This window comes from Kitasatospora sp. NPDC001683, from assembly GCF_053596495.1.
Genome location: NZ_JBSFGK010000023.1, coordinates 83,381 through 106,158, shown reverse-complemented (window position 1 = coordinate 106,158; position 22,778 = coordinate 83,381). Strand labels below are relative to the sequence as shown.

General features: G+C 73.6%; 20 protein-coding genes, 1 tRNA gene and 3 pseudogenes. 5 read left to right on the top strand and 19 right to left on the bottom strand.

Going from position 1 to position 22,778, the window contains the following annotated elements; all coding sequences use genetic code 11:
- The 5 genes from ACWCYO_RS15400 to ACWCYO_RS15380 form a co-directional block, all read right to left on the bottom strand.
- The coding region (locus ACWCYO_RS15400; protein WP_449784502.1) for a potassium-transporting ATPase subunit KdpA at window positions 1-485 on the bottom strand (485 nt) is incomplete at its 3' end.
- Window position 486: 1 nt separating this feature from the next.
- Window positions 487-576 (bottom strand): K(+)-transporting ATPase subunit F, encoded by a 90-nt coding sequence (kdpF, locus tag ACWCYO_RS15395; RefSeq protein ID WP_141633550.1) that lies wholly within the window; start codon window positions 574-576, stop codon window positions 487-489.
- A gap of 429 nt (window positions 577-1,005) precedes the next feature.
- On the bottom strand, window positions 1,006-2,838 hold the full coding sequence (locus ACWCYO_RS15390) for an APC family permease (protein WP_449784501.1): 1,833 nt from the start codon (window positions 2,836-2,838) through the stop codon (window positions 1,006-1,008).
- Between the two features lie 395 nt (window positions 2,839-3,233).
- On the bottom strand, window positions 3,234-3,899 hold the full coding sequence (locus ACWCYO_RS15385) for a hypothetical protein (protein ID WP_449784500.1): 666 nt from the start codon (window positions 3,897-3,899) through the stop codon (window positions 3,234-3,236).
- Between the two features lie 269 nt (window positions 3,900-4,168).
- Window positions 4,169-4,249 (bottom strand) — tRNA-Tyr (locus ACWCYO_RS15380).
- A gap of 217 nt (window positions 4,250-4,466) precedes the next feature.
- Between ACWCYO_RS15380 and ACWCYO_RS15375 the strand changes: the two genes are divergently transcribed.
- Entirely contained in the window at window positions 4,467-4,955 is a 489-nt protein-coding gene (locus ACWCYO_RS15375; RefSeq protein ID WP_449784499.1) for a YajQ family cyclic di-GMP-binding protein, read from the top strand.
- 123 nt (window positions 4,956-5,078) lie between these two features.
- Here the strand turns inward: ACWCYO_RS15375 and ACWCYO_RS15370 are convergent, their stop codons facing one another.
- From ACWCYO_RS15370 to ACWCYO_RS15360, 3 genes are all read right to left on the bottom strand, one after another.
- Window positions 5,079-5,207, bottom strand: coding sequence for a hypothetical protein (locus ACWCYO_RS15370; RefSeq protein ID WP_449784498.1), 129 nt, complete (start codon window positions 5,205-5,207; stop codon window positions 5,079-5,081).
- Between the two features lie 93 nt (window positions 5,208-5,300).
- Window positions 5,301-5,789: a hypothetical protein gene (locus ACWCYO_RS15365; protein WP_449784497.1), complete on the bottom strand. Its 489-nt coding sequence runs from the start codon at window positions 5,787-5,789 to the stop codon at window positions 5,301-5,303.
- A 238-nt stretch (window positions 5,790-6,027) separates the two neighbouring features.
- Window positions 6,028-6,453, bottom strand: coding sequence for an ArsR/SmtB family transcription factor (locus tag ACWCYO_RS15360; RefSeq protein ID WP_449784496.1), 426 nt, complete (start codon window positions 6,451-6,453; stop codon window positions 6,028-6,030).
- Window positions 6,454-7,113: 660 nt separating this feature from the next.
- Here ACWCYO_RS15360 and ACWCYO_RS15355 point away from each other — a divergent pair.
- Together ACWCYO_RS15355 and ACWCYO_RS15350 are read left to right on the top strand one after the other, a co-directional pair.
- Window positions 7,114-8,193, top strand: a complete 1,080-nt coding sequence (locus ACWCYO_RS15355) for an aminopeptidase P family protein (protein ID WP_449784505.1) — start codon at window positions 7,114-7,116, stop codon at window positions 8,191-8,193.
- A 152-nt stretch (window positions 8,194-8,345) separates the two neighbouring features.
- Window positions 8,346-9,344, top strand: coding sequence for a phosphatase PAP2 family protein (locus ACWCYO_RS15350; RefSeq protein WP_449784495.1), 999 nt, complete (start codon window positions 8,346-8,348; stop codon window positions 9,342-9,344).
- A 53-nt stretch (window positions 9,345-9,397) separates the two neighbouring features.
- Here ACWCYO_RS15350 and ACWCYO_RS15345 read toward each other — a convergent pair.
- A pseudogene (locus ACWCYO_RS15345) lies at window positions 9,398-10,069 on the bottom strand (LysR family transcriptional regulator substrate-binding protein); the annotation flags it as partial.
- A gap of 2 nt (window positions 10,070-10,071) precedes the next feature.
- Here ACWCYO_RS15345 and ACWCYO_RS15340 point away from each other — a divergent pair.
- Window positions 10,072-10,634 (top strand): annotated as a pseudogene (locus ACWCYO_RS15340) (zinc-binding dehydrogenase); the annotation flags it as partial.
- 9 nt (window positions 10,635-10,643) lie between these two features.
- Here ACWCYO_RS15340 and ACWCYO_RS15335 read toward each other — a convergent pair.
- The 3 genes from ACWCYO_RS15335 to ACWCYO_RS15325 all read right to left on the bottom strand — a co-directional run bounded on the left by ACWCYO_RS15335 (window position 10,644) and on the right by ACWCYO_RS15325 (window position 13,111).
- The gene (locus ACWCYO_RS15335) at window positions 10,644-11,603 is read right to left on the bottom strand and encodes a M48 family metalloprotease (RefSeq protein WP_270146416.1); all 960 of its coding nucleotides are present in this window, start codon (window positions 11,601-11,603) and stop codon (window positions 10,644-10,646) included.
- A gap of 3 nt (window positions 11,604-11,606) precedes the next feature.
- Entirely contained in the window at window positions 11,607-12,032 is a 426-nt protein-coding gene (locus ACWCYO_RS15330) for a BlaI/MecI/CopY family transcriptional regulator (RefSeq protein ID WP_270146415.1), read from the bottom strand.
- 167 nt (window positions 12,033-12,199) lie between these two features.
- Entirely contained in the window at window positions 12,200-13,111 is a 912-nt protein-coding gene (locus ACWCYO_RS15325; protein ID WP_449784494.1) for a DMT family transporter, read from the bottom strand.
- Between ACWCYO_RS15325 and ACWCYO_RS15320 the strand changes: the two are divergent.
- Window positions 13,110-14,474: pseudogene (locus ACWCYO_RS15320) on the top strand (aminotransferase-like domain-containing protein); the annotation flags it as partial. The gene ACWCYO_RS15325 and the pseudogene ACWCYO_RS15320 sit on opposite strands and share 2 nt — an antisense overlap.
- Before the next feature lie 301 nt (window positions 14,475-14,775).
- On the opposite strand, the gene htpX reads toward ACWCYO_RS15320, so the two are convergent.
- From htpX to ACWCYO_RS15285, 7 genes are all read right to left on the bottom strand, one after another.
- Complete coding sequence (gene htpX, locus ACWCYO_RS15315) at window positions 14,776-15,639, bottom strand: zinc metalloprotease HtpX (protein WP_270146412.1); 864 nt, start codon at window positions 15,637-15,639, stop codon at window positions 14,776-14,778.
- A gap of 141 nt (window positions 15,640-15,780) precedes the next feature.
- Entirely contained in the window at window positions 15,781-17,349 is a 1,569-nt protein-coding gene (locus ACWCYO_RS15310; RefSeq protein ID WP_449784493.1) for an NADH-quinone oxidoreductase subunit N, read from the bottom strand.
- A 56-nt stretch (window positions 17,350-17,405) separates the two neighbouring features.
- Complete coding sequence (locus ACWCYO_RS15305) at window positions 17,406-18,962, bottom strand: complex I subunit 4 family protein (protein ID WP_449784492.1); 1,557 nt, start codon at window positions 18,960-18,962, stop codon at window positions 17,406-17,408.
- A 53-nt stretch (window positions 18,963-19,015) separates the two neighbouring features.
- Window positions 19,016-21,076, bottom strand: a complete 2,061-nt coding sequence (locus ACWCYO_RS15300) for an NADH-quinone oxidoreductase subunit 5 family protein (protein WP_270146409.1) — start codon at window positions 21,074-21,076, stop codon at window positions 19,016-19,018.
- A complete protein-coding gene (gene nuoK / locus ACWCYO_RS15295) occupies window positions 21,073-21,444 on the bottom strand; it encodes an NADH-quinone oxidoreductase subunit NuoK (protein ID WP_270146408.1) in 372 nt (123 codons plus the stop codon). The genes ACWCYO_RS15300 and nuoK overlap by 4 nt, the downstream gene beginning before the upstream one ends.
- Window positions 21,444-22,157 carry an NADH-quinone oxidoreductase subunit J family protein gene (locus ACWCYO_RS15290; RefSeq protein WP_449784491.1) on the bottom strand — a complete coding sequence of 238 codons (714 nt, stop codon included), beginning with the start codon at window positions 22,155-22,157 and terminating at the stop codon, window positions 21,444-21,446. Before ACWCYO_RS15290 ends, nuoK begins: the two co-directional genes overlap by 1 nt.
- On the bottom strand, window positions 22,154-22,708 hold the full coding sequence (locus ACWCYO_RS15285; RefSeq protein ID WP_270146406.1) for a NuoI/complex I 23 kDa subunit family protein: 555 nt from the start codon (window positions 22,706-22,708) through the stop codon (window positions 22,154-22,156). The genes ACWCYO_RS15290 and ACWCYO_RS15285 overlap by 4 nt, the downstream gene beginning before the upstream one ends.
- Between the last annotated feature and the right edge of the window lie 70 nt (window positions 22,709-22,778).

Sequence of the window (22,778 nt, the reverse complement as noted above, 5' to 3'; positions counted from 1 at the left end):
AGCCGGTCCGTCCGGTTCCGGGTGAAGCCCCGGATCAGCGCCGCCACGACGGCGATGCCGACGGCCGCGGAGACGAAGTTCTGCACCGCCAGGCCAGCCATCTGCACCAGGTGGCCCATCGCGGACTCACCGCTGTAGGACTGCCAGTTGGTGTTGGTGACGAACGAGATCGCGGTGTTCCAGGCCTGGTGGCCGTCCATCTGCTGGACGCCCAGGTTCAGCAGCAGGTAGCCCTGGAGGCGGATCAGGCCGTAGAGGAAGAGCACCGAGACGGCCGAGAAGGCCAGCACCGAGCGCAGGTACACCGGCCAGCGCTGGTCGGCGTCCCCGTCCACGCCGATCACCTTGTAGATGCCGCGCTCGACTCCGAGGTGCCTGGAGGTGGTCAGGATGCGGGCGATGTAGTCGCCCAGGGGCCGGTAGCACAGGACCAGCGCGGCCACCAGGGCCAGGGCCTGCAGCCAGCCCGCGAGAGTGGAGCCCATGTCAGAACTTCTCCGGGTAGATCAGCGCCACGACGAGGTAGCCGACAAGAGCGACGGCCACGATGAGACCTGCGAGGTTCTCGGCACTCATGCGCCCACCTCGCTGCGCTCGGCAGGCGCTTCGCGCAACCCGCACCTCTCGATGGTTCGCTCGCTGCGCTCACTCACAGCTTCTCCACCCCCCGCGCGATCAGGGCGATGACGGCGAACACGGCGACCGTGACACCGACGTAGATGAGGTCGGACATGGGCTCCACCAGCGTGGTTCGGGAGATGCCGCGGACGGACCGAAGGGCTTCCGTGCGGCACCGGCGGACGACCGGCAGATGCAGCAAACCAGCCGTCAAGGGCGCGTTCAGGAGGCCCTGACGCCGTCCATACGGGTGACGACCGGTCGTTGACGGGACCTTGACGCGCACGGGTGGTGGGACGACGAACGGCCCCGGACGGCAGCTGGAAACCGCCGCTCGCCGTCCGGGGCCGTGCACGGGCCTCCGCCGCCGGTCACATCCGCATCCGGTCACATCCGCATCCGCAGCCGGCAGACCACCGCGTCGGTGTGCCGGCGCAGGGCGCGGTCGATCACGGCGCCGCGCCGGTTCTGCAGCGCGCGCTGCCACCAGTGGGCGGGCTCGACCTCGGGGATCAGCACGGTGAGCCGGTCGTAGGCACGCTCCTCGCCGAGCTTGTTGACGAACGCGGCGATCGGCCGGCCGAGCTGCCGGTGGCCGTCCGGGATCTCCAGCAGGGGCACACCGGGCTGCCACAGCTCCCAGTCCCGGCGCAGCGCCTCGGCGTCGGCCGGATCGTGCACCACGGTCACCGCGAACACCTCGTCGCCCAGCGACAGCGCCGCCGACAGGCCGTCCCGGGTGAGCCGGGTGATCGCCGTCACCGGGACCACCACCAGGCTGCGCCGGCGGGTCACCGGGCCCGGCACCCGGCCGAGCTCCAGGCGTTCGCCGATCCGCCCGTAGCTGCGGTGGATGGCCTCGAACAGCAGCACCAGCAGCGGCAGGGCGACCACGATGCCCCAGGCGCCCTCGGTGAACTTGGTGCCGGTCACCACGATCGCCGCGAGGCCGGTCAGCAGCGCGCCGAAGCCGTTCAGCGCGGCCTTCCATCGCCAGCCGGCCGGGCGGTTCCGGTACCAGTGCCGGACCATGCCGACCTGGCAGACGGTGAAGCCGACGAACACACCGATGGAGAAGAGCGGCACCAGGCTGTTGACGTCGCCGCCGGAGCCGACCAGCAGCACGGCCGACACCGCGGCCAGGAACAGCACGCCGTACCGGTACACCTGGCGGTCGGCGCGCAGCGCGAAGACGTGCGGGAGGTGGTTGTCCCGGGCGAGCAGGTCCATCAGCACCGGCAGACCGCCGAAGGAGGTGTTGGCGGCCAGGCCGAGCAGGACCACGGTGGCGAACTGGACGACGTAGAAGCCGGTGCCGTGGCCGAGCGAGGCGTCCGCGAGCTGGGCGAGCACGGTGACGCCGTCGACCGGCTGGAGGTGGAAGCGGCCGATCAGCACGGCCAGGCCGATCAGCATCACGCCGAGCAGGGCGCCGAGCGCGACCTCGGTGTACTGGGCCCGCTTCACCCGCGGGGTCCGGAAGGAGGGGACGGCGTTGGCCACCGCCTCGACGCCGGTCAGCGCCGAGCAGCCGGCCGCGAAGGCCTTCAGCAGCAACAGCGCGCCGACCGCGCTGGCGTTCTCGGCGAGCACCGAGGCGTGGCCGGCGGCGGCCTCGGTGCTCGCCGGCGCGTCGCGGAACAGGCCGACCACGACGATCGCCAGGACGGCGAGGACGAAAACGGCCGTCGGCGCCATGAACCAGCGCGCCGACTCGGCGATGCCGCGCAGGTTGACGGCGGTCACCAGGGCGAGCACTCCCAGGCAGAGCCAGACCCGGTCGTCGTACAGGCCCGGAAGGGCGGAGGTCAGCGCGGCCACGCCGGCGGTCACCGAGACCGCGACGTTCAGGACGTAGTCGATCACCAGCGAGGCGGCCGCGGTCAACGCCGTCCGGCGGCCCAGGTGGGCCTTGGCCACCGCGTAGGAGCCGCCGCCGTCCGGGAAGGCCGCGATCACCTGCCGGTAGGAGGCGACCAGCACCGCGAGCAGCACGGCGATCGCCACCGTGACCGGCAGCGTGAAGCCGAGCCCGTACGAACCGGCGGCGGCCAGCACCAGCACGATCGACTCCGGGCCGTACGCCACCGACGCCATCGCGTCCAGCGACAGCGCCGCCAGCCCGCCGAGCACGCTGAGCCGGTGCCGCTCGTCACCCGCCCCGGTATCAGGCGGCTCGGGCTCGGCCGTCACGGCCGGGGTGGAAGTGGCGCTGGACATCGGACGGCCCTCCGCAGTCGGTAGTTGCTCCGAATCCTGCGGTTCGCACGCCCGGGCACCCACTCGCCCCTACGGGTTCCTGACGCCGCCACCAGTGGCCTTGACGCGGTCTTGACGCGACCCCCGTACGACGGGAGGAGGGCCGTTGGCGGGGGTGGGTGAGCCGTTGTCCCGGCGGACGCCGGTTGGGAAGACGATCAGCTCGAAGGACTCCCACCCCCGGCCATCCACTGTGCTGCCTTCACAGGGTAATTGCAAGTAATGCGCAATAACCCCTGCCACCGGCGGCCGGACGACCCCCCGGTCCGGTAGCCGAGTGTGCTCCGGCTCATCACCGAACGGCTCCAACGGCGGGCCGCACCCCCGCCGGCACCCGAGGACTCCTGATGGCGACCTCAGAGCATCCGCTCGGCCGTCACCGCCCGTGCTCGCAGCGCGTCAGCCTCCTCGTGCTGCCCCCGGGCAGCCAGGATCCGGGCCCGGTACTCCATCGCGTACCCGTCGCCCAGTTCCTCCGCGCGCAGGAACGCCTGTACGGCGCGCTCCAGGTCGCCGCGGTCCCGGAAGGCCACGCCCAGCGCGGTGATCGGGAACGCCTCGTCCTGCGCGAGGATCACCGACGCCCAGCGCTCGACACCAGCCGCATCGCCACGGTCGAGCGCCTGCTTGACGAGCCCCAGCATGGCGTCCGGATCGCCGAGCGCCGCGACCTTCTCCCAGACCACCTGTGCGCGGTTCGCGTCACCGGCCACCGCGTGCAGCATCCCCAGGTTGAAGCCGGCAACCACGTTCCCGGCCGCCCACGCCCGGCCCCACCAGCGCAGCGCGCCGGCCCGGTCACCCTTCAGATGCAGGGCCGTCGCCAGGTGCCCCATCGCCACATCGTCGCCCAGCTCCGCCTCAGCCGTCAGCTCGGCCAGCTCCTCGTCCGGCGGCATCTCGGCGGCCCTGCCAGCCGGCAGCCGTACCGATACCAACTCCTCGTCGGGCTCCGACCGCCGACGGAACCACCAAGCCATCAGTGACCACCCCCGTGCCACAGCCACGCCGATCCCCGGCATGCCGGAAAGCGAACATCCGCCACCCGGCGATCATGCCAGTCCCGACGCTGAACGATGGCTCGCCAAGCCTCGCGCTCACTCGCCGGCTGAAGCGCGCGGTCACACCGGTCCTGGTCCGCGCCTGGTCCGGAACCGCTGGTCAGGGCTGGGATCCAGGCGAAACGAGGTGAGACGAACCGCGCAACACGACCATCCGTGACCGGTGTTCGAACACAACGAAACAGCCCCTGATCTGCGTTTCCGCAGATCAGGGGCTGTTTTCCATCCTGTGGCTGGTGCAGGGTTCGAACCTGCGTAGCTTGCGCGACAGATTTACAGTCTGCTCCCTTTGGCCGCTCGGGCAACCAGCCAGGATTTTCGCCTCCCGGGGCTCTCGCCCTGTTCGACTTGGTAAACCATACCTGATCCCCGGGGGTGGTCCGCCACTCGGTAGATCACGCGACGATCGAGAACCGCCGCGCGACTGTCGCGGGCGGGGCCGGGGTGGCGCTGGATAGGCTTGGGCGGCGGGCGCCCGGTGGGGCGGGCCGTGCCAGTGAAGCCAGAGCATCAAGGAGACCAACACCCATGGCCGACTCCAGTTTCGACATCGTCTCGAAGGTCGAGTGGCAGGAGGTCGACAACGCGATCAACCAGACCTCCCGTGAGATCGCCACCCGCTTCGACTTCAAGGGCGTGGGCGGCGAGATCAGCCGCTCGGGCGAGAAGATCGAGATGAAGGCCAACGGAGAGGAGCGCGTGCGGGCCATCCTGGACGTGCTGCAGACGAAGTTCGTCAAGCGCGGCCTGTCGCTGAAGGCTCTGGCCGCCGGGGAGCCGCAGCTGTCCGGCAAGGAGTACAAGATCTTCGCGAACATCAAGGAGGGCATCACCACGGAGGATGCCAAGAAGGTCGCGAAGATCATCCGGGACGAGGGCCCGAAGGGCGTCAAGGCCCAGGTCCAGGGCGACGAGCTGCGCGTCAGCTCCAAGAGCCGCGACGACCTCCAGGCCGTCCAGGCCCTGCTCAAGGGCAAGGACCTGGACTTCGCGATCCAGTTCGTGAACTACCGCTAGTCGACCGCCGCTCCCCGCCCGCGGGACCGGACGGCACGGCCCCGCTCCCGGATCCGGGGGCGGGGCCGTTCGCGTCGGTGGGACCTTTCGCTTCGGTGCGGCGGGTCAGCTCGGCGCAGCGGGTCAGCGGGCGGCGGGGTGGGGGTGGGTGGCGGCGGTCAGGACCCTCGCCTGGCCGCGCAGGGTGTCGAGTTGCTCCTGGAGGCCCGCGGGTGCGGAGCCGGGGCGCCTGGGCGGGGCCGGCGTGGTCACCGGCGGTGTGCGGTCGCCGTCCGGACGCAGCCACCGCGGGTACGCCGAACGGCGGCACGTCGTGCTTTGACACCCCGTCGGATCGTCCGGGGCTCAGCCGGCCGCCCAGGCGGCGGTGCTGCGGTGCGCCCCCAGCCCGACCGAGGCGAACTCGTCCACCCGCCCCGGCTCGACGTACCCGCCGAGCCGCCGCAGGACCCGGGAGATCGGCGTGCCCTCGGCCGGTGCCGGCTCGAACTCGCCCATGGTGAGCGGCCCCAGGACGACCCGGCCGTCCGACCAGACGGCGGCCCGCTGGGTGCCGCTGCCGCCCCAGAACTCGGCCTCGACGCAGGCGATCGGACCGGCCTTGGACCAGGCGGCGAGCCGGAGTTCGAAGCCGTCCGGGTGCCAGCCGAATCCCGCCCCGCTGCCGGACTTGGGCACGACGCCGTCGCCCTGGAGCGCGGCCAGCACGGCGGAGGTGACCGGGATCAGCGCCAGCCCTTGCGCCAGCGGCACCACCCGGGCCACCGGCACTTCCGCCGCCGCCACCGTCAGCAGCTCCAACGTGCCTATCAGCGCTTGGAGTTCATACGACATGCCGGACATGGTGTCCCACCACACCGACAGTAGGCGCGGAATTTATGATTCCGTGCCCGGCCGAAGACCGTAGAGCAGGTGAAGAGGTGACGTCCACGGCGTCATCGACAGTACTCGGAGCTTCCGCCGCCAGCTCGTCGAGGATCTCCTGCAGTTGGGCGTGCAGCCGGGCCGGCCGCTCCGGGCGGATCCGCAGCGCGAAGTTCGCGAACAGGCCGGACGGAGTGCCCGAACCGTCCTACGACTGGCCGAAGTCCAGCCGTCCGTCGGCCACTTGGCTGCGGAAGTCGCCGCGGACCCGGTCGAGCGTGGCCAGCATCGCGTCGTACGCCCCGGAGCGGGCCGGGGAGTCGGTGGTGAACATCTCCGGGGCGAGCCGGATCGAGTCCTGGGCGACCCGGTAGCGGCTCTCCACGGTGCCGGAGACCAGCCGGGTGCCGGCCACCAGGATCAGCCCGGCCCTCTCCAGCTGCTCGATGTGCCGGTAGAGCTTGGTCTGCGGCTCACCGAGCTCGGCGGCGAGCTCCTTGGCGGTCAGCGGGCGGTCCTCGGCGGACTTCAGGGCGCCGAGGATGGCGAGGCGCAGCGGGTCGGCGAGCGGCTTCAGCGCCGCGACATCGACACCCAGCTGACCGCCGATCACCCGCACGGGCGCATGCCGCATGCGGAGGACGGGGCAACCGGGTGAACTGACCGGGTACGGCCTGCCCCCGGGGTCCCTCCCGGCGGCACACCCCGCGCAGCCGACCGGGGCCGTACCGGAGGAGGACCGATGAGTTCCACGGACGCGTGAGTTCCATGGCCGCGTGAGTTCCCCGGGCTCGCCCCCACCCGGTCCGGGAGAGCCCGCCGGGGTGTCCCTGCCGCCGACCGCGCCGATCTCCGCCGAGCCGGCCTCCGGCCGGGAGGGCGGGATCCACCGCCGGGCCCCGGAGGGCCTGTCGAAGCCGCTCGGCTTCGCGGCCGTCTGGTGCCAGTGGGGTCGTGCACCGGGATCGTCGGCGCCGGTCCGCTGATCCTCGGCTGCTGATCCCGTACCTGTTCCGGCGGCTGCGCGAGCCGGGTCGGCGCTCGCCTGGGGCCACCGCCAAGCCAGCCGTCCAGGAGGCCCAGGCGGCCCAGGAGCTGCGCGGCGCCGTAGGAAGCACGTCGTCCTGACCCGGAATCCGTCCGATGGTCTCCCGGCACCGCCGGGGGTCTACGCCAACAACCGCTGACTGTGGTGCAGTTGAACATCCAAGGAAGTGCAGGAAGCAGTTCGTCCGGCCCCCGAGGAGGCAGAACCGTGACCCGTCCGTTCACCACCGAGGACCACACCGCCCGGATGGCCCGGGCCACCGCCGAGGCGACCGCCGCCGGTCTGGCCGGCCTGGTGGTCGCCCCCGGCCCCGACCTGACCTACCTGTGCGGCTACCAGCCCACCGCGATCACCGAGCGGCTCACCGCGCTCGTCCTCACCGCGGGGCGCCGCCCCGCGCTGATCGTCCCCAAGCTGGAGCGCCCGGACGCCGAGAAGGCGGTCGGCGCCCCGGCCGTCGACCTGCTCGACTGGTCCGACGGCGAGGACCCGTACGCCACCGTCGGCCCGCTGTTCGACCCGGCCGGGCGCTACGGCATCTCCGACAACGCCTGGGCGATGCACCTGCTCGGCCTCCAGTCCGCCCTTCCCGGCACCGTCTTCACCTCGCTCACCGAGACCCTGCCGATGCTGCGCGCGGTCAAGGACGCCGAGGAGCTGGCCCGCCTGGCCGCGGCCGGCGGCGCCGCGGACGCCGCCTACCGGAGCATCCTGGAGGTCGCCTTCGCCGGCCGCCGGGAGACCGACGTGGCCGCCGACCTCGGCGCGCTGCTGATCCAGTACGGGCACAGCCAGGTCGACTTCACCGTGGTCGGCTCCGGCCCCAACGGCGCCAACCCGCACCACGAGGCCGGGGACCGGATCATCCGGCCCGGCGACACCGTGGTGCTGGACTTCGGCGGCCTCAAGGACGGCTACGGCTCCGACACCACCCGCACCGTGCACGTCGGCCCGGACGCCCCGGCCGAGGTGCGGAAGGTGCACGACCTGGTCCGGCTCGCCCAGCAGACCGCCTTCGAGGCGGTCCGGCCCGGGGTGAGCTGCCAGGAGATCGACCGGATCGCCCGCCGGGTGATCACCGAGGGCGGCTACGGCGAGTACTTCATCCACCGCACCGGCCACGGCATCGGCATCACCACCCACGAGCCGCCGTACCTGGTCGAGGGCGAGGAGCGGCCGCTGGTGCCCGGCATGTGCTTCTCGATCGAGCCGGGCGTCTACCTGCCGGGGCGGTTCGGGGTGCGGATCGAGGACATCGTCACCGTGACCGCGAACGGCGGGCGGCGCTTCAACAACACCCCGCACGACCTCGGCATCGTGGCCTGACCCGCCTGACCCGCTGACCCGCCTGACCCGCCTGCCCGCCTGCCCGCCTGCCCGCCTGCCCGGCGAGATTTGACCCAAGCCTGCGATTTTCTTACGAGGCGGTCATAGTTCACCCAGAGTCCTCCAAGCTTGCGTTGCTAGTTTCAGTGAGCATGACGAAGCTGCTCAGCCCGGCCCCACCGCCCCCGGTGCGGGCCGGACGACTGCGCCCCGCGACCGCCCCCGACCACCGAACCGGCCTGTCGAGACTGCGGCTGCTGGCCTGGCCGGCCTACCTGACCGGCTTCGTCTGGTTCCTGGCCACCCAGGGCATGGCCTTCGCCAACGACGTGGTGTTCCTCTGGCTGATCGGCGCCCTGCTGACCGCCGCCCTCCACAGCGGCCACGGCCCGCGCGGCTTCCTGCCGGTGCTGCGCGACTGGATCCCGGTGATGGCCGTGGTCTGGGTCTACTCCCTGCTGCGCGGCTACGGCGCGCACACCCCGTGGGCCCCGCACTGGCTGCCCCAGCTGCGCGCCGACGAGGTGCTCGGCCTCGGCGAGACCTGGACCGTACGGATCCAGCACGCGCTCTACACCCCGGGTTCACCGCACTGGTACGACTACGCGGCGACGGCCGTCTACCTCTCCCACTTCCTCGTGGTCTTCGTCCTGCTCGCCGTGCTCTGGCGGCGCTCCCACCAGCGCTTCCGGCAGCTGCTCGCCTGCTACTTCACGCTGACCTTCGCCGGCTTCGCCACCTACCTGCTCTACCCGGCCGACCCGCCGTGGCTGGTCGCCCAGCAGGGCGACCTGCCGCCGCTGCACCGGGTGGTCTGGGAGACCATCTCCACCATGGGCCTGCCGCAGGCCGACTCGCTGCTGGAGAACGGCAGCCAGTTCGCCAACGACGTCGCCGCGATGCCCTCGCTGCACTCCGCCTACCCGGCGATGCTGCTCTTCCTCTTCTGGCCGACCGCCGGGCCCCGGCTGCGGGCGCTGCTGGTCGCCTATCCGCTCGCGATGGCGTTCACCCTGGTCTACGGCGCCGAGCACTTCATCGTGGACATCCTCGCGGGCTGGACGTACGCGGCCGTGGTGGTCCTCGGCCTGCGGTGGCTGCGCGACCGGCGGGCCGATCGTCCCAGCCCGAGCGGTCTCAACGCCCACTAGACCCCGGACGCGCTGGCCGCCGAGTTCCGCAGGCTCCGGGAGAGCGTCGAAGACTAGGCGGCGCTCAGCCCGGCCGGCAGCGGCAGCGCGCGCAGTTCGCGGATCAGCGCCCGGACGGCGGGCGTCCCGGCCAGCTCGGGCGTGGTGACGTACCCGACGAAGCGGCTGGGCGGCCGGGGGCCGAGGTCGGTGACGGCCAGCCCGGGCGGGGCGCCGAGCAGCGCCGTCCGGGGCATGATCGCCATGCCCAGGCCCTGGGCGACCAGCGAGAGCGCCACCGTGTCGTCCTCCGCGTCGACGGTCGCCGGCGGGAGCCAGTCCTGCCGCCGCCACCAGTCCCTGGTGTAGGAGTCGCAGTTCTCGGCCCAGTCGACCAGCGGCAGTCGGCGGGGCTCCGGGTGGTCCTGCGGGTGCGCGAGGGCGTACGACTCCCGGTACAGCCGCACCGCGACCAGGCCGGGGACGGGCGGCGGGCCGCCCGCGTCCAGGGTGGCCAGCCCCAGGTCGGCGCGCCCGTCGGCGACCTCGCCGGCGGTGCCCCGGCCGAGCTCCCGGACGATCCGCACGTGCGGGGTGAGCCCGGGGTGCTCGGCGGCCAGCCGAGCCAGGACGGGCGGCAGCAGGTGGGCGGCGGCGCTGCGGAAGGCGGCGATCCGCAGCGTTCCGGTCACCGTCCCCGCCGGGTCGGCACCGGCACCCCGTACCTCGGGGCCCATCACGGCCAGCCCTGTTCGTCTCGGCCGTGGCCGGCGGCGTCGGCACCGCCGCGGCCGGATCGCCCGGCTGCTCGGCGCCGGACGGATCGTCGGCAGCACCGGCTCCGCCGCCAAGGCCGCCCACCTCACCGAGCACCTCGGCTTCGACGCCGCCTTCGACCACGACGGCCCGATCGCCGACCGGCTGCGCGAGGCCGCCCGGGACGGACTGCACGTCTACCTCGACCACGTCGGCGGCGCCCACCTGGAGGGCGCGATCGGCGCGATGCGCGACCACGGCCGGATCGCCTGGTGCGGCGCCGTCGCCCAGTACGACGACGCGAAGAACCCGCCGACCGCGCCGCGCAACCTCTACGACGTGGTCGGCAAGAGCCTTCACCTGGAGGGCTTCCTGGTCCGCAACCACCTGGACGCCCGCCCCGAGCTGTACGACTTCCTCGTCCCGCACCTGCGCTCCGGCGCCCTCGTCCCGGACGAGACGGTCGTGGACGGCTTCGACCGCGTGGTGGACGCCTTCCTCGGCATGCTGCGCGGCGCCAACACCGGCAAGATGATCGTCCGGATCGGCGACTGACCCGCCCGCTCAGAGCGGGGTGACGGCCTTCAGCACCACCAGCAGGGCCACCGCCGCGTTGAGCGCGCACAGCGCCGAGGCGGCCGTACCGACCGCGGCGACCATCGCCGCCAGGCCCGCCGGGGTCTTGGCCGGCGGCCAGTTGCGGGCGGTCGGCACCGGGCCGAGCAGCGCCGCCACCCGGCGCGGCACCGGGCCGGGCTGGGCGGCGGCCGGGGCGGCGAAGGCCGCGAAGCCCGGCGCCGGGGCGGCGTGCGAGACCAGGGCCGCCCGGGCCACCGCCCTGGCGGTGATCCGCCGGTCCCCCACCGCCTGGGCCGACTCCTCGTCCGCCCACCGCTCCGCACTGAACGCCACCGCCTCCTGCAGCGGCCGCAGGAACGGGTTGACGCAGGCGGCGAGCTGGGTGGTCAGCAGGTAGCGGTGGTGACGGTGGCGCAGGTGCGCCCGCTCGTGCGCGAGCAGCGCCTCGCGTTCGTCCTCGGCCAGCCCGTCCAGCATCCCGGTGGACACCACCACCCGCCCGGGCGAGCCCGGCAGCGCGTAGGCGTACGGACTGCGGTCCGGCAGCACCGCGAGGCCCTCGGCCCCGGCCGGCCCCTCGGGCAGCCCGGCCAGGGCCCGGCGGGCCCGGGAGCGGACCCGCAGGTGCCGCACGAGCGTCCGGCCGCAGGTGAAGCCGACCAGCACCAGCAGCCACATCGCGGCCGTGCCGACCGTCTCGTGGTACGGCAGCGCGTGCCGCACCACCGGGTCGGACCAGCTGTCCGGCAGCGGGTTGCCCGGGATCTGCGCGGTACCGACCACGCCGATCAGCCCCAGGCAGAGCACGCTGCACACCGCCATCACGGCGCTGATCACGGTCATCAGCCGGGTCGCGCCGCGCGGGTGCAGGTGCTGCTCGGTCAGCCGGGCGATCGGCACCGCGGTCAGCGGCAGGATGAGCGGGAGGAAGACGAAGAAGCCCACGGGTCAGCTCTCACGGTCGGCCGCTGCCGGATCCGCGGACGCGGCGTCCAGCAGCGCCCGCAGCAGTTCCTCGTCGTGCGGCAGCAGCGCACTGACGAAACTGGCCAGGACGGCGTCCCGGTCCGCCTCGCCGTCGAGCATCCGGCGCATCCGCAGCGCGGCCAGCCCGGCGGCGTCGGCGGAGGCCTGCCACAGGTACGAGCGGCCGGAGCGGCTCCGGGAGACGGCGTTCTTGGCGTGCAGCCGGGACAGGATGGTCATCACCGTGGTGTACGCCAGATCGCCCTCCAGGCGCTCCTGGACCCACCCCGCGCTGGCCGGACCGGGCGCCTGCTGGAGCACCGCCAGCACCTGCGCCTCCAGCTCGCCCTGGCCACGCCTCCGGGCCGGCGCGTCCCCGGACGCCGGGGCGTGCCTCTGGTCTGCCATGACGGCCCACTCCCTCCGGATGCCGCGCCCCGGACCGACGCGGGGCGCGTGGTCATCCTAACGAGCGCGGGGATCCTCCGGACGGCTCAACGCGAGGGTTCGGGCCCGCACGACGTCGCCGGGAGGCGTCCTCGGACACGGCCGCACCCGGGCCCCACAGGCGGGCCCTACGCCCGGGCCCGCTGGGTGACCGCGATGCAGACCAGCACCACCACCGCCGTCACCGGCGCGGCCACCGGCAGGTCCTCCCCCAGCAGCAGCACCGACCAGACCAGCGTCAGCAGCGGCTGGGCGAGCTGCAACTGGCTGGCCCTCGGCACACCGATCGCCGCCATCCCCCGGTACCAGAGCACGAACCCGCCGAGCTGCGAGACCGCCGCGATGTACACCAGCCCGGCCAGCGCCCTCGCGCCGAGGTGCACCGGCTCCGCGGCCAGCCCGTACCCGGAGGTCAGCACCATCACGGGCAGCGCGGCCACCACCGCCCAGGCGATCACCTGGGCGCCCGGGAGCTCCCGGGCGAGGCGCCCGCCCTCCGCGTACCCGGCCGCGCAGATCAGCAGGCCGACGAACAGGTAGAGGTCGGCGGCGGTCGGCCGGCCACGGCTCTGCAGCAGGGTGAACGCGAGCACGGCCGCCGCCCCGGCCAGCGCCGCCGCCCAGAACGCCCGGGACGGCCGGCGGCCGGTGCGCAGCGCCGCGACCACCGCCGTGGCCAGCGGCAGGACGCCGATGACCACCGCCGAGTGGGCGGTCGAGGAGGTCCGCAGGGCGAGCGTGGTGAGCAGTGGGAAGCCCACCACGCAGCCGGCCGAGACCACCAGCAGGCCGGGCCACTGCCGCCGCTTCGGCAGCGGGGCGGCGGAGGCCAGCAGGTACAGCCCCGCCAGCACCCCGGCCAGGGCACCGCGCAGCCCGGTCGAGGTCCACGGGCCGAAGCCGGTCAGGGACCACGCGGTCGCCGGGAAGCTGAGCGAGAAGGAGGCCACCCCGAGGGCGGCGAGGGCGGTGCCGGAGGCGGGACCGCTGCCCTGCGGTGCTACCGCCGCAGGGTGGATAGCGCTATCTTGTGCCGTCATGAACGAGCGTAGCAGCGTGGCCGAACTCGCCGACAGCCTGCGGCGGGAGGTCGAGCGCTACCCGGAGGGACGAAAGCTCCCCTCCAGCCGGGCCCTGATGGAACGCCACCAGGTCAGCCCGGTGACGGTCTCCCGCGCCATCGCGGTCCTGGTCGCCGAGGGGCTGGTGGTCTCCCGGCCGGGCGCGGGGGTGTTCCGGGCGGCGGCCTTCGCGGCGGCCCCCGACAGTCCGTCGGCACCGGCCGCGCGCCCCGGCGACCTCTCCTGGCAGGAGGTCGCGCTCAGCGCCGACTCCGGCCCGCGCGACCTGCTGGCCGCCCCGGTGTTCGCCACCCTCCGGGTGCCCCCGCCCGACGTCGTCGACCTCAACAGCGGCTACCCGCACGCCTCCCTGCTGCCCGAACGGCTGCTCGCCGCCGCCCTCGCCCGGGCCGGCCGCCGCCCGGGCGCCTGGGACCGCCCGCCCACCGACGGCCTCACCGAGCTGCGCGGCTGGTTCGCCCGCGACATCGGCGGCCACGCCGGACCGATCAGCGCCGGGGACGTCCTGATCACCTCCGGCGGACAGGGCGGCCTCACCGTCGCGATGCGCTCGCTCGCCGCACCCGGTTCACCGGTGCTGGTCGAGTCGCCGACGTACTCGGGCATCCTCGCGGTCATCCGGGCCGCCGGACTGCGCCCGGTGCCCGTGCCGATCGACGCCGAAGGCGTCCGCACCGAGCTGCTCGCCGACGCCTTCGAGGCCACCCGGGCGCGGGTGTTCGTCTGCCAGCCGCTGTTCCAGAACCCCACCGGCGCGGTGCTCTCGCCCGCGCGGCGGGCGGAGGTGCTGCGGATCGCCCGCGCGGCCGGGGCCTTCGTGATCGAGGACGACTTCGCCCGGCTGCTCGTCCACGCGGACGCCCCGGCGCTGCCGCGCCCGCTCGCCGCCGACGACCAGGACGGCGTCGTCGTGCACCTGCGCTCGCTCACCAAGGCGGCCTCCCCCAACCTGCGGGTCGGCGCGCTCACCGCGCGCGGCCCGGCGCTCGCCCGGCTGCGGGCCACCCAGGTGGTGGACAGCTTCTTCGTGCCCCGGCCGCTCCAGGAGGCGACGCTGGAACTGGTCTCCGACCCCGCCTGGGCCCGCCACCTGCGCACCCTCGGCGCCGAACTGCGCGACCGCCGCACCGCCGCCGTGGCCGCCCTGCACCGCGAACTGCCCGGCGTGCTCGACGCCTACCGGCCCGGCGGCTACCACCTGTGGCTGCGCTTCCCGGACGGCACCGACGACGCCGCCCTCGCCGCCACCGCCCTGCGCGCCGGCGTCCAGGTCACCCCCGGCCGCCCCTACCACGCCGCCGAACCCCCGGCCCCGCACCTGCGCCTCAGCTACGCCGCCGCCGACAGCCCCGCCCAGGTGGCGGAGGGCATCCACCGGCTGCGGACCGCCTACGAGGAACTGGCGGGCTGACCCCCGCCCCACCCGGCAGACCCCGGCGCCGACTCCCGGGCTCCAACACCCCGGCCCCGGCGCGGCGGGGTGGGATAGGACTGGGTCGCGCCGGTACCCCGCCATCCGCTCCAGCCGGGCGATCCGCTCCGCCATCGGCGGGTGGGTCGAGAACAGCCACAGCCCCCGACGAGTCCCGGGCCCCACCCCACCCGGCCCCAGCGGCCGACCCCTACCGCCGGTACCCCGCCATCCGCTCCAGCCGGGCGATCCGCTCCGCCATCGGCGGGTGGGTCGAGAACAGCCGGGCGCCCGCCTCGCCCGGGCGGAAGGGGCTGGCGATCATCATGTGGCTGGCCGTCTGCAGCTGGGGCTCCGGCGGGAGCGGCAGCTGGCGGGTGCCGGCGTCGAGCTTGCGCAGTGCGCTGGCGAGGGCGAGCGGGTCGCCGGTGATCCGGGCGCCGTCCGCGTCGGCCTGGTACTCCCGGGAGCGGCTGACGGCCAGCTGGATCAGTCCGGCGGCGATCGGCCCGAGGATCATGATGGCGAGCATCCCGAACAGCCCGGGGCCGTCGTCGTCCTCGTCCCGGCCGACCGGGATCAGCCAGGCGAAGTTCACCAGGAACATCACCACCGAGGCCAGCGCCCCGGCGACCGAGGAGATCAGGATGTCCCGGTTGTAGACGTGGCTCAGCTCGTGCCCGAGCACGCCCCGCAGCTCGCGCTCGTCCAGGATCTGCAGGATGCCCTCGGTGCAGCAGACCGCCGCGTTGCGCGGGTTGCGGCCGGTGGCGAAGGCGTTCGGGGCCGGGGTCGGGGAGATGTAGAGGCGGGGCATCGGCTGGCGGGCCGAGGTGGAGAGCTCGCGCACGATCCGGTACAGCCCGGGCGCCTCGAACTCGCTGACCGGGCGGGCCCGCATGGCCCGCAGCGCGATCCGGTCGCTGTTCCAGTAGGCGTAGGCATTGGTCCCGAGGGCGACCAGCAGGGCGATCACGAAGCCGGTCCGACCGAAGAAACTGCCGATCACCAGGATCAGCGCCGAGAGGCCACCGAGCAGGACGGCGGTCCTCAGTCCGTTGTGCCGGCTGTGCACGGCGACCCTCCAGTGGTGCGGCGGGGAAGCCCTTTCTGCCTCGTCCCTCTTGCCCGGTCAACGGGTGGGGGCCGAGGCCTTGTTCCCTTGTGACCGACGCGACACCCGTACGGGCCCCGGCCGACGACCGCAGGACCCGGCTCAGAACAGGCTGCCGCCGGCCACCTGGAGGACCAGCTGCGGGGCGACCGAGAGCACCACCGCCGCCGAGGCGGTGAGCCCCAGCGTGGCGGTCAGGCTGACCGGCAGCCGCGGCGCGGCGCCGTCCGCGACCGCCGCCGCGGCCTCCGCCGGGGCGAACAGCCGGGCCGTCCACAGCAGGTAGTAGTACAGGGCGACGACAACGTTGACGGCCATCACCACGGCCAGCCACCCCAGCCCGGCGTCCACCGCCGCCCGGAACACCACGACCTTGCCGAACAGGCCGATCACGCCGGGCGGCAGACCGGCCAGGCAGAGCAGGAAGAAGGCCAGCGCGAGCGCCGTCCAGCGGTTGCGGGCGAACAGGCCGCGGAAGTCGTCCACGCTGGTCCCGGCCCGGCGGCCGACGGCGGCGACGACCCCGAAGGCGCCGAGGTTCACCACACCGTAGATCAGCGCGTACGCGGCGGTCGCGCCGAGCGGGTCGGCCCCGGTGGGCGCGTACCCGGCCGCGGCGAGCGGCACCAGCAGGTAACCGGCCTGGCCGACCGAGGACCAGGCGAGCAGCCGCACCGCGCTGTACCGGGTGTCGAAGCGCTGCCGCAGCGCGCCGACGTTGCCGACGGTCATGGTGGCGGCCGCCAGCACGGCGAGCGCCAGGCCCCAGGTGTGGGCGTACGGGCGGAAGGCGATGGTGGTGGCGAGCGCGAGCCCGGACAGGCCGGCCGCCTTTCCGACCACCGAGAGGTAGCCGGCCACCGGCAGCGGGGCGCCGGTGTAGGTGTCGGGCACCCAGAAGTGGAACGGGACGGCGGCGACCTTGAAGGCGAAGCCGACCAGGGTCAGCACGGCCCCCGCCTCGGCCAGCGGCTTGAGCTGGCCGGGGGCGTGCTCCAGGCCCTGGGCGACGGCCCCGAGGTGCAGGCTGCCGCTCGCCGCGTAGACGAAGCCGATGCCGAGCAGCATCACCGCGGTCGCGGTCACCGAGGAGACGAAGAACTTGAGCGCGGCCTCCGCGCCCCGCCCGTCCCGGCGCAGCGCGACCAGCGCGAAGGCGGGCAGCGAGGCGACCTCCAGGGCGATCACCATGGTGGCGAGGTCGCGGGAGGCGGGCAGCAGGGCGGCGCCGGTCGCGCTGGAGAGCAGCAGGAACCAGTACTCGCCGCCGGGCAGTTTCTCCCGGTCGACGGTGTGCATCGACAGCAGCGCCGCGATCAGCGCGCCGCCGAGGGCGAGCAGCTGGAAGACCAGCGCGAAGTGGTCGGCGACGTACGAGCAACCACCCGCGGCGGAGCCGCTGATCGATGGGGTGTCAGTGGCCCCTGCTACGTTCCGGACACAGAAGGTCGCCCGGGGTGACCCACCGGTCAGCGGAAGGAGTGCGATGAGGGCGAGGGCGAGCCCGGCCGCGGTGAGGCGGCCGAGCCACTTCTTGTGCCGCTCGGGCAGGAACAGGTCGGTGACCAGCACCGCGAGGGCGGCCACGGCGGCGATCAGCGGGGGCGCGATCGCCACCCAGTCCACGGACTGGATCAGGCTGCCCGGGTTGGCTACGGCGAGGGAGGTCACAGTGTGCTGCCCCGTGGAGTGAGGTCCGAGTGCGGCGGTGTGGGCTGCGAGCACGGTCAGCCACCCCCGAGGAGGTGCTTGACGGCAGGGTCGGAGAGGCCGAGCAGGAGTGCGGGCCAGAGCCCGGCCACCAGCGTGAGCGCGGCCAGCGGCGTCCAGCTGACGGCTTCGTACGGGCGCAGGTCGGCCGGTTGCCTCACCGGCGCGGGCTGCTCGGGGTCGCCCATGCAGACGCGCTTGACCACGATCAGCAGGTACGCGGCGGTGAGGAGGGTGCCGAGGCCGGCCAGGGCCATGTAGGTGACGAAGGCGGGGCGCGACAGGCCGGCGGCCGGGTCGAAGGCGCCGAACATGGCGAGCAGCTCGCCCCAAAAGCCGGCCAGCCCGGGCAGGCCGAGGCTGGCGACGGCGGCGAAGGCGAGCAGCGCGCCGATCCGGGGTGCCCGGCCGTACAGGGCGGCGCCGGTGGCGCCGGAGAGGGTGTCGAGGTTCGCCGTGCCGTAGCGGTCCTTGACGGCCCCGACCAGGAAGAACAGCAGACCGGTGATCAGACCGTGGGCGATGTTGGCGAACAGCGCGCCGTTGACGCCCACCGGGGTGAGGGAGGCGATGCCGAGCAGCACGAAGCCCATGTGGCCGACGGAGGAGTACGCGATCAGGCGCTTGAGGTCGCCCTTGGATCCGGGGCGGGCCAGCGCCAGGCAGGCGAGCGAGCCGTAGACGATGCCGACGGCGGCGAACGCGCCCAGGTAGGGGGCGAGCGTCGCGGTGCCGCCCGGCACGATCGGCAGCAGCACGCGGACCAGACCGTAGGTGCCCATCTTCAGCAGCACGCCGGCGAGCAGCACCGAGCCCACCGTCGGAGCGGCGGTGTGCGCGTCGGGGAGCCAGCTGTGCAGCGGCCAGGCGGGCGCCTTGACCGCCAGCCCGACCATGATCGCCAGCGCGGCGATCACCTGGGTGGTGTGGCTCAGGCCGTTGCCGTGCCCGGCGGCCAGCGCCTGCATGTCGAAGGTGCCGGCCTTGCTGCCGATCAGCAGGAAGCCGAGCAGCATCACGGCCGAGCCGAGCAGCGTGTAGAGGATGAACCGGTTGGCGGCCGGGGTCTTCGCGCCGCTCCCCCAGCGGGCGATCAGGAAGTACATCGGGACCAGCACGATCTCGAAGGCCAGGAAGAAGAGCAGGAGGTCCAGCACCGCGAAGGTGGCGAGCATGCCGACCTCGAGGAGCAGGAACAGCCCGACGAAGGCCTGCGCCGAGGGCGCGTTCTCCCCGTCCGGCAGCCGCTTCTCCGAGTACAGCGCGCAGAGGAAGGTGAGCAGTGCGGTCAGCACGATCAGCGGCAGCGAGACGCCGTCCACGCCGAGGTGGAAGCGCACGTGCAGGGCCGGGATCCAGGACACGTCGGTGGTGGCCTGCATCCGGGCCGGCGCGTCGTGGTCGAAGCCGGCCGCGAGGGCGACGGAGACCAGGAACACCGCGCCGGTGACCACGGAGTTCAGCCGCAGCGCGCGCCGGTCGGCGACGGCCCGGTCCGGTCCGAACACCGGCGCCAGGGTGAGCGCGGCGCCGAGCAGTGGCAGCACCAGGAGGGCGATGAGGACCGCGTTCATCGGGGGCTCCTTGTGGCGGTGAACGGGACGGGGGCGGAGGGGAGCAGCACCGGCTACACCGCCACCAGGACGGCCAGCAGGACGACCCCGGCGAGCAGCGCGCTGAGGTAGGTCTGCGCGTTGCCGGTCTGCGCGAGCCGGACGGCCCGACCGAGCAGGTTGGCGCCGATCCCGCTGCCCTGGACGTAGCCCTCGACGACCTCCCGGTCGAGGAAGCGGACCAGCTGGGCGGCGGCGGCCACCGGGCGGACGAACAGCGCGTGGTACAGCCGGTCGACGCCGAAGCCGTGCCGGGCCGGGCCGAACAGCGGGCCGAGCAGGGTGCGCCCGGGGTCGGCGACGACCACCTCGGCGACCGGGGCTCCGGCCTGTCCGGGCACCCGGCCGACGGCAGCCGGAGCGGGACGGCCGGTGGCCAGCCGCGCGGTGGCCGAGCGCCAGGCGCCGTACGCGGCGAGCACCCCGACCACGGCGAGCCCGATGCCGGTCACGGCGGTGACGCCGGTGGGTCGCAGCGAGCCGCCGTCCAGCAGTGCGGGCAGCCAGTCCGAACGCAGCCCGGCGATGCCGAAGGCCATGGTCGGGACGGCCAGCACCCAGAGCGGCCAGCGCATCGCGGGCGGCTCGGCGATGGCCGGGTCGGCCTCGTCCAGCTCGGGCGAGTACGGCGCGTCGGCCTCGTGGTCGGCCACCACCGTGGCCCGGTCGGCGGAGGGCAGCACCTCGGGTGCCGCCGCGGCGGCCCCGGCCGGGCTGTGGAAGGTGACCAGGAACAGCCTGGTCGCGTAGGCGCCGGTGAGCAGCGCGGTGAGCCCGGCCGAGATCAGCACGATCCAGCCGGCCGTCTGCGGCACCGCCGAGGCCGGGCCGAGCCCGTTGGTCAGCGCCTCGCCGTTGGCGGCGTGCTCGGCGGCGGTCAGCACCGCCTCCTTGCTGAAGAAGCCGGAGAACGGCGGCAGCCCGGCCAGCGCGACCAGCGCGATGCCCGTCGTCCAGTAGGCGTCCGGCACCCGCTTGCGCAGCCCCGGGATCCGGGACATCGCGGAGATCGAGTTGGTGTGCGCGGCGTGGATCACCACACCGGCCGCCAGGAACAGCAGCGCCTTGAAGGCGCCGTGGCTGACCAGGTGGAACACCGAGGCCTCGCGGTCCCCGCTGGCCAGCGCGCCGGCCATGTAGCCGAGCTGGCCGACGGTGGAGTAGGCGAGCACCCGCTTGAGGTCGTCCTGGGCGAGCGCGCACAGCGCCGAGCCGATCATCGTCACGGCGGCCATCACCGCGAGCACGACCAGCGCCGCGCCCGACTGCAGGAACACCGGCATCAGCCGGGCCACCAGGTAGATGCCGGCCGCGACCATGGTGGCCGCGTGGATCAGCGCGGAGACCGGCGTGGGACCGGCCATCGCGTCCGGGAGCCAGGTGTGCAGCGGGAACTGCGCGCTCTTGCCGGCCACGCCGGCCAGCAGCAGCAGTGCGATCAGGGTCGGGTGGCCGAGCCTGCCCTCGCCCGCGGCCGCCAGCACGTCCGGGATCCGGAAGCTGTGGGCGTCCGTGCCGAGCAGGAAGATCCCGAACAGGAACGGCACGTCACCGAGCTTGGTGACCAGGAAGGCCTTGAGCGAGGCCGAGCGGGCGTCCGCGGTCTCCCAGTGGTGGCCGATCAGGAAGTACGAGCAGACGCCCATGACCTCCCAGCCGACCAGCAGCACGATGAGGTCGCCCGAGAAGACCACCAGGAACATCGCCGCGGTGAACAGCGAGACCAGCGCCGCGTACGAGGGGTAGCGCCGGTCCTCCTTCAGGTACGCGGTCGAGTAGACCTGGACGCAGGTGGCCACCACGCCGACCAGCACGGAGATCAGCGAGCTGAAGCCGTCCAGGTGGACGGCCAGCGAGATGTCCGGGCCGCCGGTCGGGGTGAGCCTGGTGGCCGCGTCCAGGGTCCGGCCGGTGCCGAGCTGGAGGGCGACCACCAGGGCGAGCACGGCCGAGACGCCGACCGGGACGATCGCCAGCGGCCTGGTCAGCCCGGGCGCCTTCTTGCCGGTGGCCAGGGTCGCGGCGGCGCCGAGCGCGGGCAGCGCGGGGACGAGCGCGGGCAGGGCGAGGTTCATGCGGTGGCCCGGCCCTTCAGTGCCTCGGTGTCGTCCGGCGCTTCCTCGGCCAGCGTCTCGGCCGGGTCGCCGAGCGCGGTGGCCCGGTCGATGTCCGCGGTGCCCCGGGCCCGGAACAGCAGCAGGACGATGGCGAGCCCCAGCCCGATCTCGGCGGCGGCGACGGTGATGGTGAACAGGGTGAGCGCCTGCCCGGCGTGCAGCGAGTCGCGCAGCCAGGCGTCGAAGGCGACCAGGTCGAGGTTGACGGCGTTGAGCATCAGCTCGACGGACATCAGCACCAGGACGGCGTTGCGCCGGGCGAGCACGCCGTACACGCCGACGCTGAACAGCAGCGCGGCGAGGACGACGGGGTAGGCGAGGTGCATCAGCTCTCCTCCGACGCGGACGGCGCGGGCGGGGCGGACGGCGTGGCGGCCTCCGGTGCGGTGCGCGGAGCGGTCGCGGCGACGGTCCCGTTCGAGCCGACCGGCCGACCGGCCCGCACCTTGCCCGCCCGCGGCGCCGGCACCCGGCGCCTGGACCCGCGGGACAGCACGATCGCGCCGACCAGCGCCGCCAGCAGCAGCACGGACAGCGCCTCGAAGGGCAGTACCCAGTTCCGGAACAGGCTGGCCCCGGTGACGGCGGTCGAGCCGCCGCCCGCGCCGAGGTCGATCCAGGAGCTCCGGAAGGCGTCGACCACCAGCGTCACCAGCGTCCCGGCCGAGGCCAGCGCGACGACCAGGGCGACCCAGCGGTTCTTGGAGTCGGCGTCCGGCGAGCGCCCGATCGGCGCCTTGGTGAGCATCAGTCCGAACAGCACCAGGACGATCACCGAGCCGAGGTAGATCAGCACCTGCGTCCAGGCGATGAACTCGGCCGTGAGCAGCAGGAACTCCACCGCCAGCCCGCCGAGCGCGACCACCAACCAGAGCGCGGCGTGCACCAGCTGCTTGGTGGTGACGGAGACGACCGCCGCACCGAGCACGGCGATGCCGACCAGCAGGAAGACGATCTCCTGGCCGGTCGGGGACAGGAACGAACGGGCGGCCGGCTCCAACGAACCGGTCGCCGCGAGGAGCGTGGCAGCCGCGGTCATGCGTCGTCACCCTTCTCCTCGAGAGCAGCCGCAGCCGCCGCCAGCTTGTCCGCCGCCTTGCGCGCGGTGGCGATCTCCTTGGGCTCCTCGGCCGCCGGGTCCAGCGCCGGCGGCGCCGGGACGGTCCACATCCACTCCCGGAGCTTCTCCCGCTCGTGGGTCAGCTCGTGGATGTCGGTCTCCGCGTACTCGAACTCCGGCGACCAGAACAGCGCGTCGAAGGGGCACACCTCGATGCAGATCCCGCAGTACATGCAGAGCGAGAAGTCGATGGCGAACCGGTCCAGCACGTTGCGGGTGCGGGCCCGCGCGTTCGGTTCGGCGGCCGGCAGCGTCTCCTTGTGGGAGTCGATGTAGATGCACCAGTCCGGGCACTCGCGCGCGCAGAGCATGCACACCGTGCAGTTCTCCTCGAGCAGCGCGATGACGCCGCGCGAACGCGGCGGCAGCACCGGCTGCACGTCGGGGTACTGGGCGGTGACGCTCTTCCGCGTCATCGTCCGCAACGTCACGGCCAGCCCCTTGGCCAGGCCGACACCCGGGAAACTCATGCGCCCACCTCGCTACGGTCGGCAGGGGCATTCGCCCGTACGCACCTGATGATGATTCGCTCTCCCCCAG

What these genes read in the sequence shown, in the direction of transcription:
- kdpF (WP_141633550.1), bottom strand. Translation starts at nt 576, where the DNA reads ATGAGTGCCGAGAACCTCGCAGGTCTCATCGTGGCCGTCGCTCTTGTC.
- ACWCYO_RS15390 (WP_449784501.1), bottom strand. Translation starts at nt 2,838, where the DNA reads ATGTCCAGCGCCACTTCCACCCCGGCCGTGACGGCCGAGCCCGAGCCG.
- ACWCYO_RS15385 (WP_449784500.1), bottom strand. Translation starts at nt 3,899, where the DNA reads ATGCCGGGGATCGGCGTGGCTGTGGCACGGGGGTGGTCACTGATGGCT.
- ACWCYO_RS15375 (WP_449784499.1), top strand. Translation starts at nt 4,467, where the DNA reads ATGGCCGACTCCAGTTTCGACATCGTCTCGAAGGTCGAGTGGCAGGAG.
- ACWCYO_RS15365 (WP_449784497.1), bottom strand. Translation starts at nt 5,789, where the DNA reads ATGTCGTATGAACTCCAAGCGCTGATAGGCACGTTGGAGCTGCTGACG.
- ACWCYO_RS15360 (WP_449784496.1), bottom strand. Translation starts at nt 6,453, where the DNA reads ATGCGGCATGCGCCCGTGCGGGTGATCGGCGGTCAGCTGGGTGTCGAT.
- ACWCYO_RS15355 (WP_449784505.1), top strand. Translation starts at nt 7,114, where the DNA reads ATGGCCCGGGCCACCGCCGAGGCGACCGCCGCCGGTCTGGCCGGCCTG.
- ACWCYO_RS15350 (WP_449784495.1), top strand. Translation starts at nt 8,346, where the DNA reads ATGACGAAGCTGCTCAGCCCGGCCCCACCGCCCCCGGTGCGGGCCGGA.
- ACWCYO_RS15330 (WP_270146415.1), bottom strand. Translation starts at nt 12,032, where the DNA reads ATGGCAGACCAGAGGCACGCCCCGGCGTCCGGGGACGCGCCGGCCCGG.
- ACWCYO_RS15325 (WP_449784494.1), bottom strand. Translation starts at nt 13,111, where the DNA reads ATGACGGCACAAGATAGCGCTATCCACCCTGCGGCGGTAGCACCGCAG.
- ACWCYO_RS15305 (WP_449784492.1), bottom strand. Translation starts at nt 18,962, where the DNA reads ATGAACGCGGTCCTCATCGCCCTCCTGGTGCTGCCACTGCTCGGCGCC.
- ACWCYO_RS15300 (WP_270146409.1), bottom strand. Translation starts at nt 21,076, where the DNA reads ATGAACCTCGCCCTGCCCGCGCTCGTCCCCGCGCTGCCCGCGCTCGGC.
- nuoK (WP_270146408.1), bottom strand. Translation starts at nt 21,444, where the DNA reads ATGCACCTCGCCTACCCCGTCGTCCTCGCCGCGCTGCTGTTCAGCGTC.
- ACWCYO_RS15290 (WP_449784491.1), bottom strand. Translation starts at nt 22,157, where the DNA reads ATGACCGCGGCTGCCACGCTCCTCGCGGCGACCGGTTCGTTGGAGCCG.
- ACWCYO_RS15285 (WP_270146406.1), bottom strand. Translation starts at nt 22,708, where the DNA reads ATGAGTTTCCCGGGTGTCGGCCTGGCCAAGGGGCTGGCCGTGACGTTG.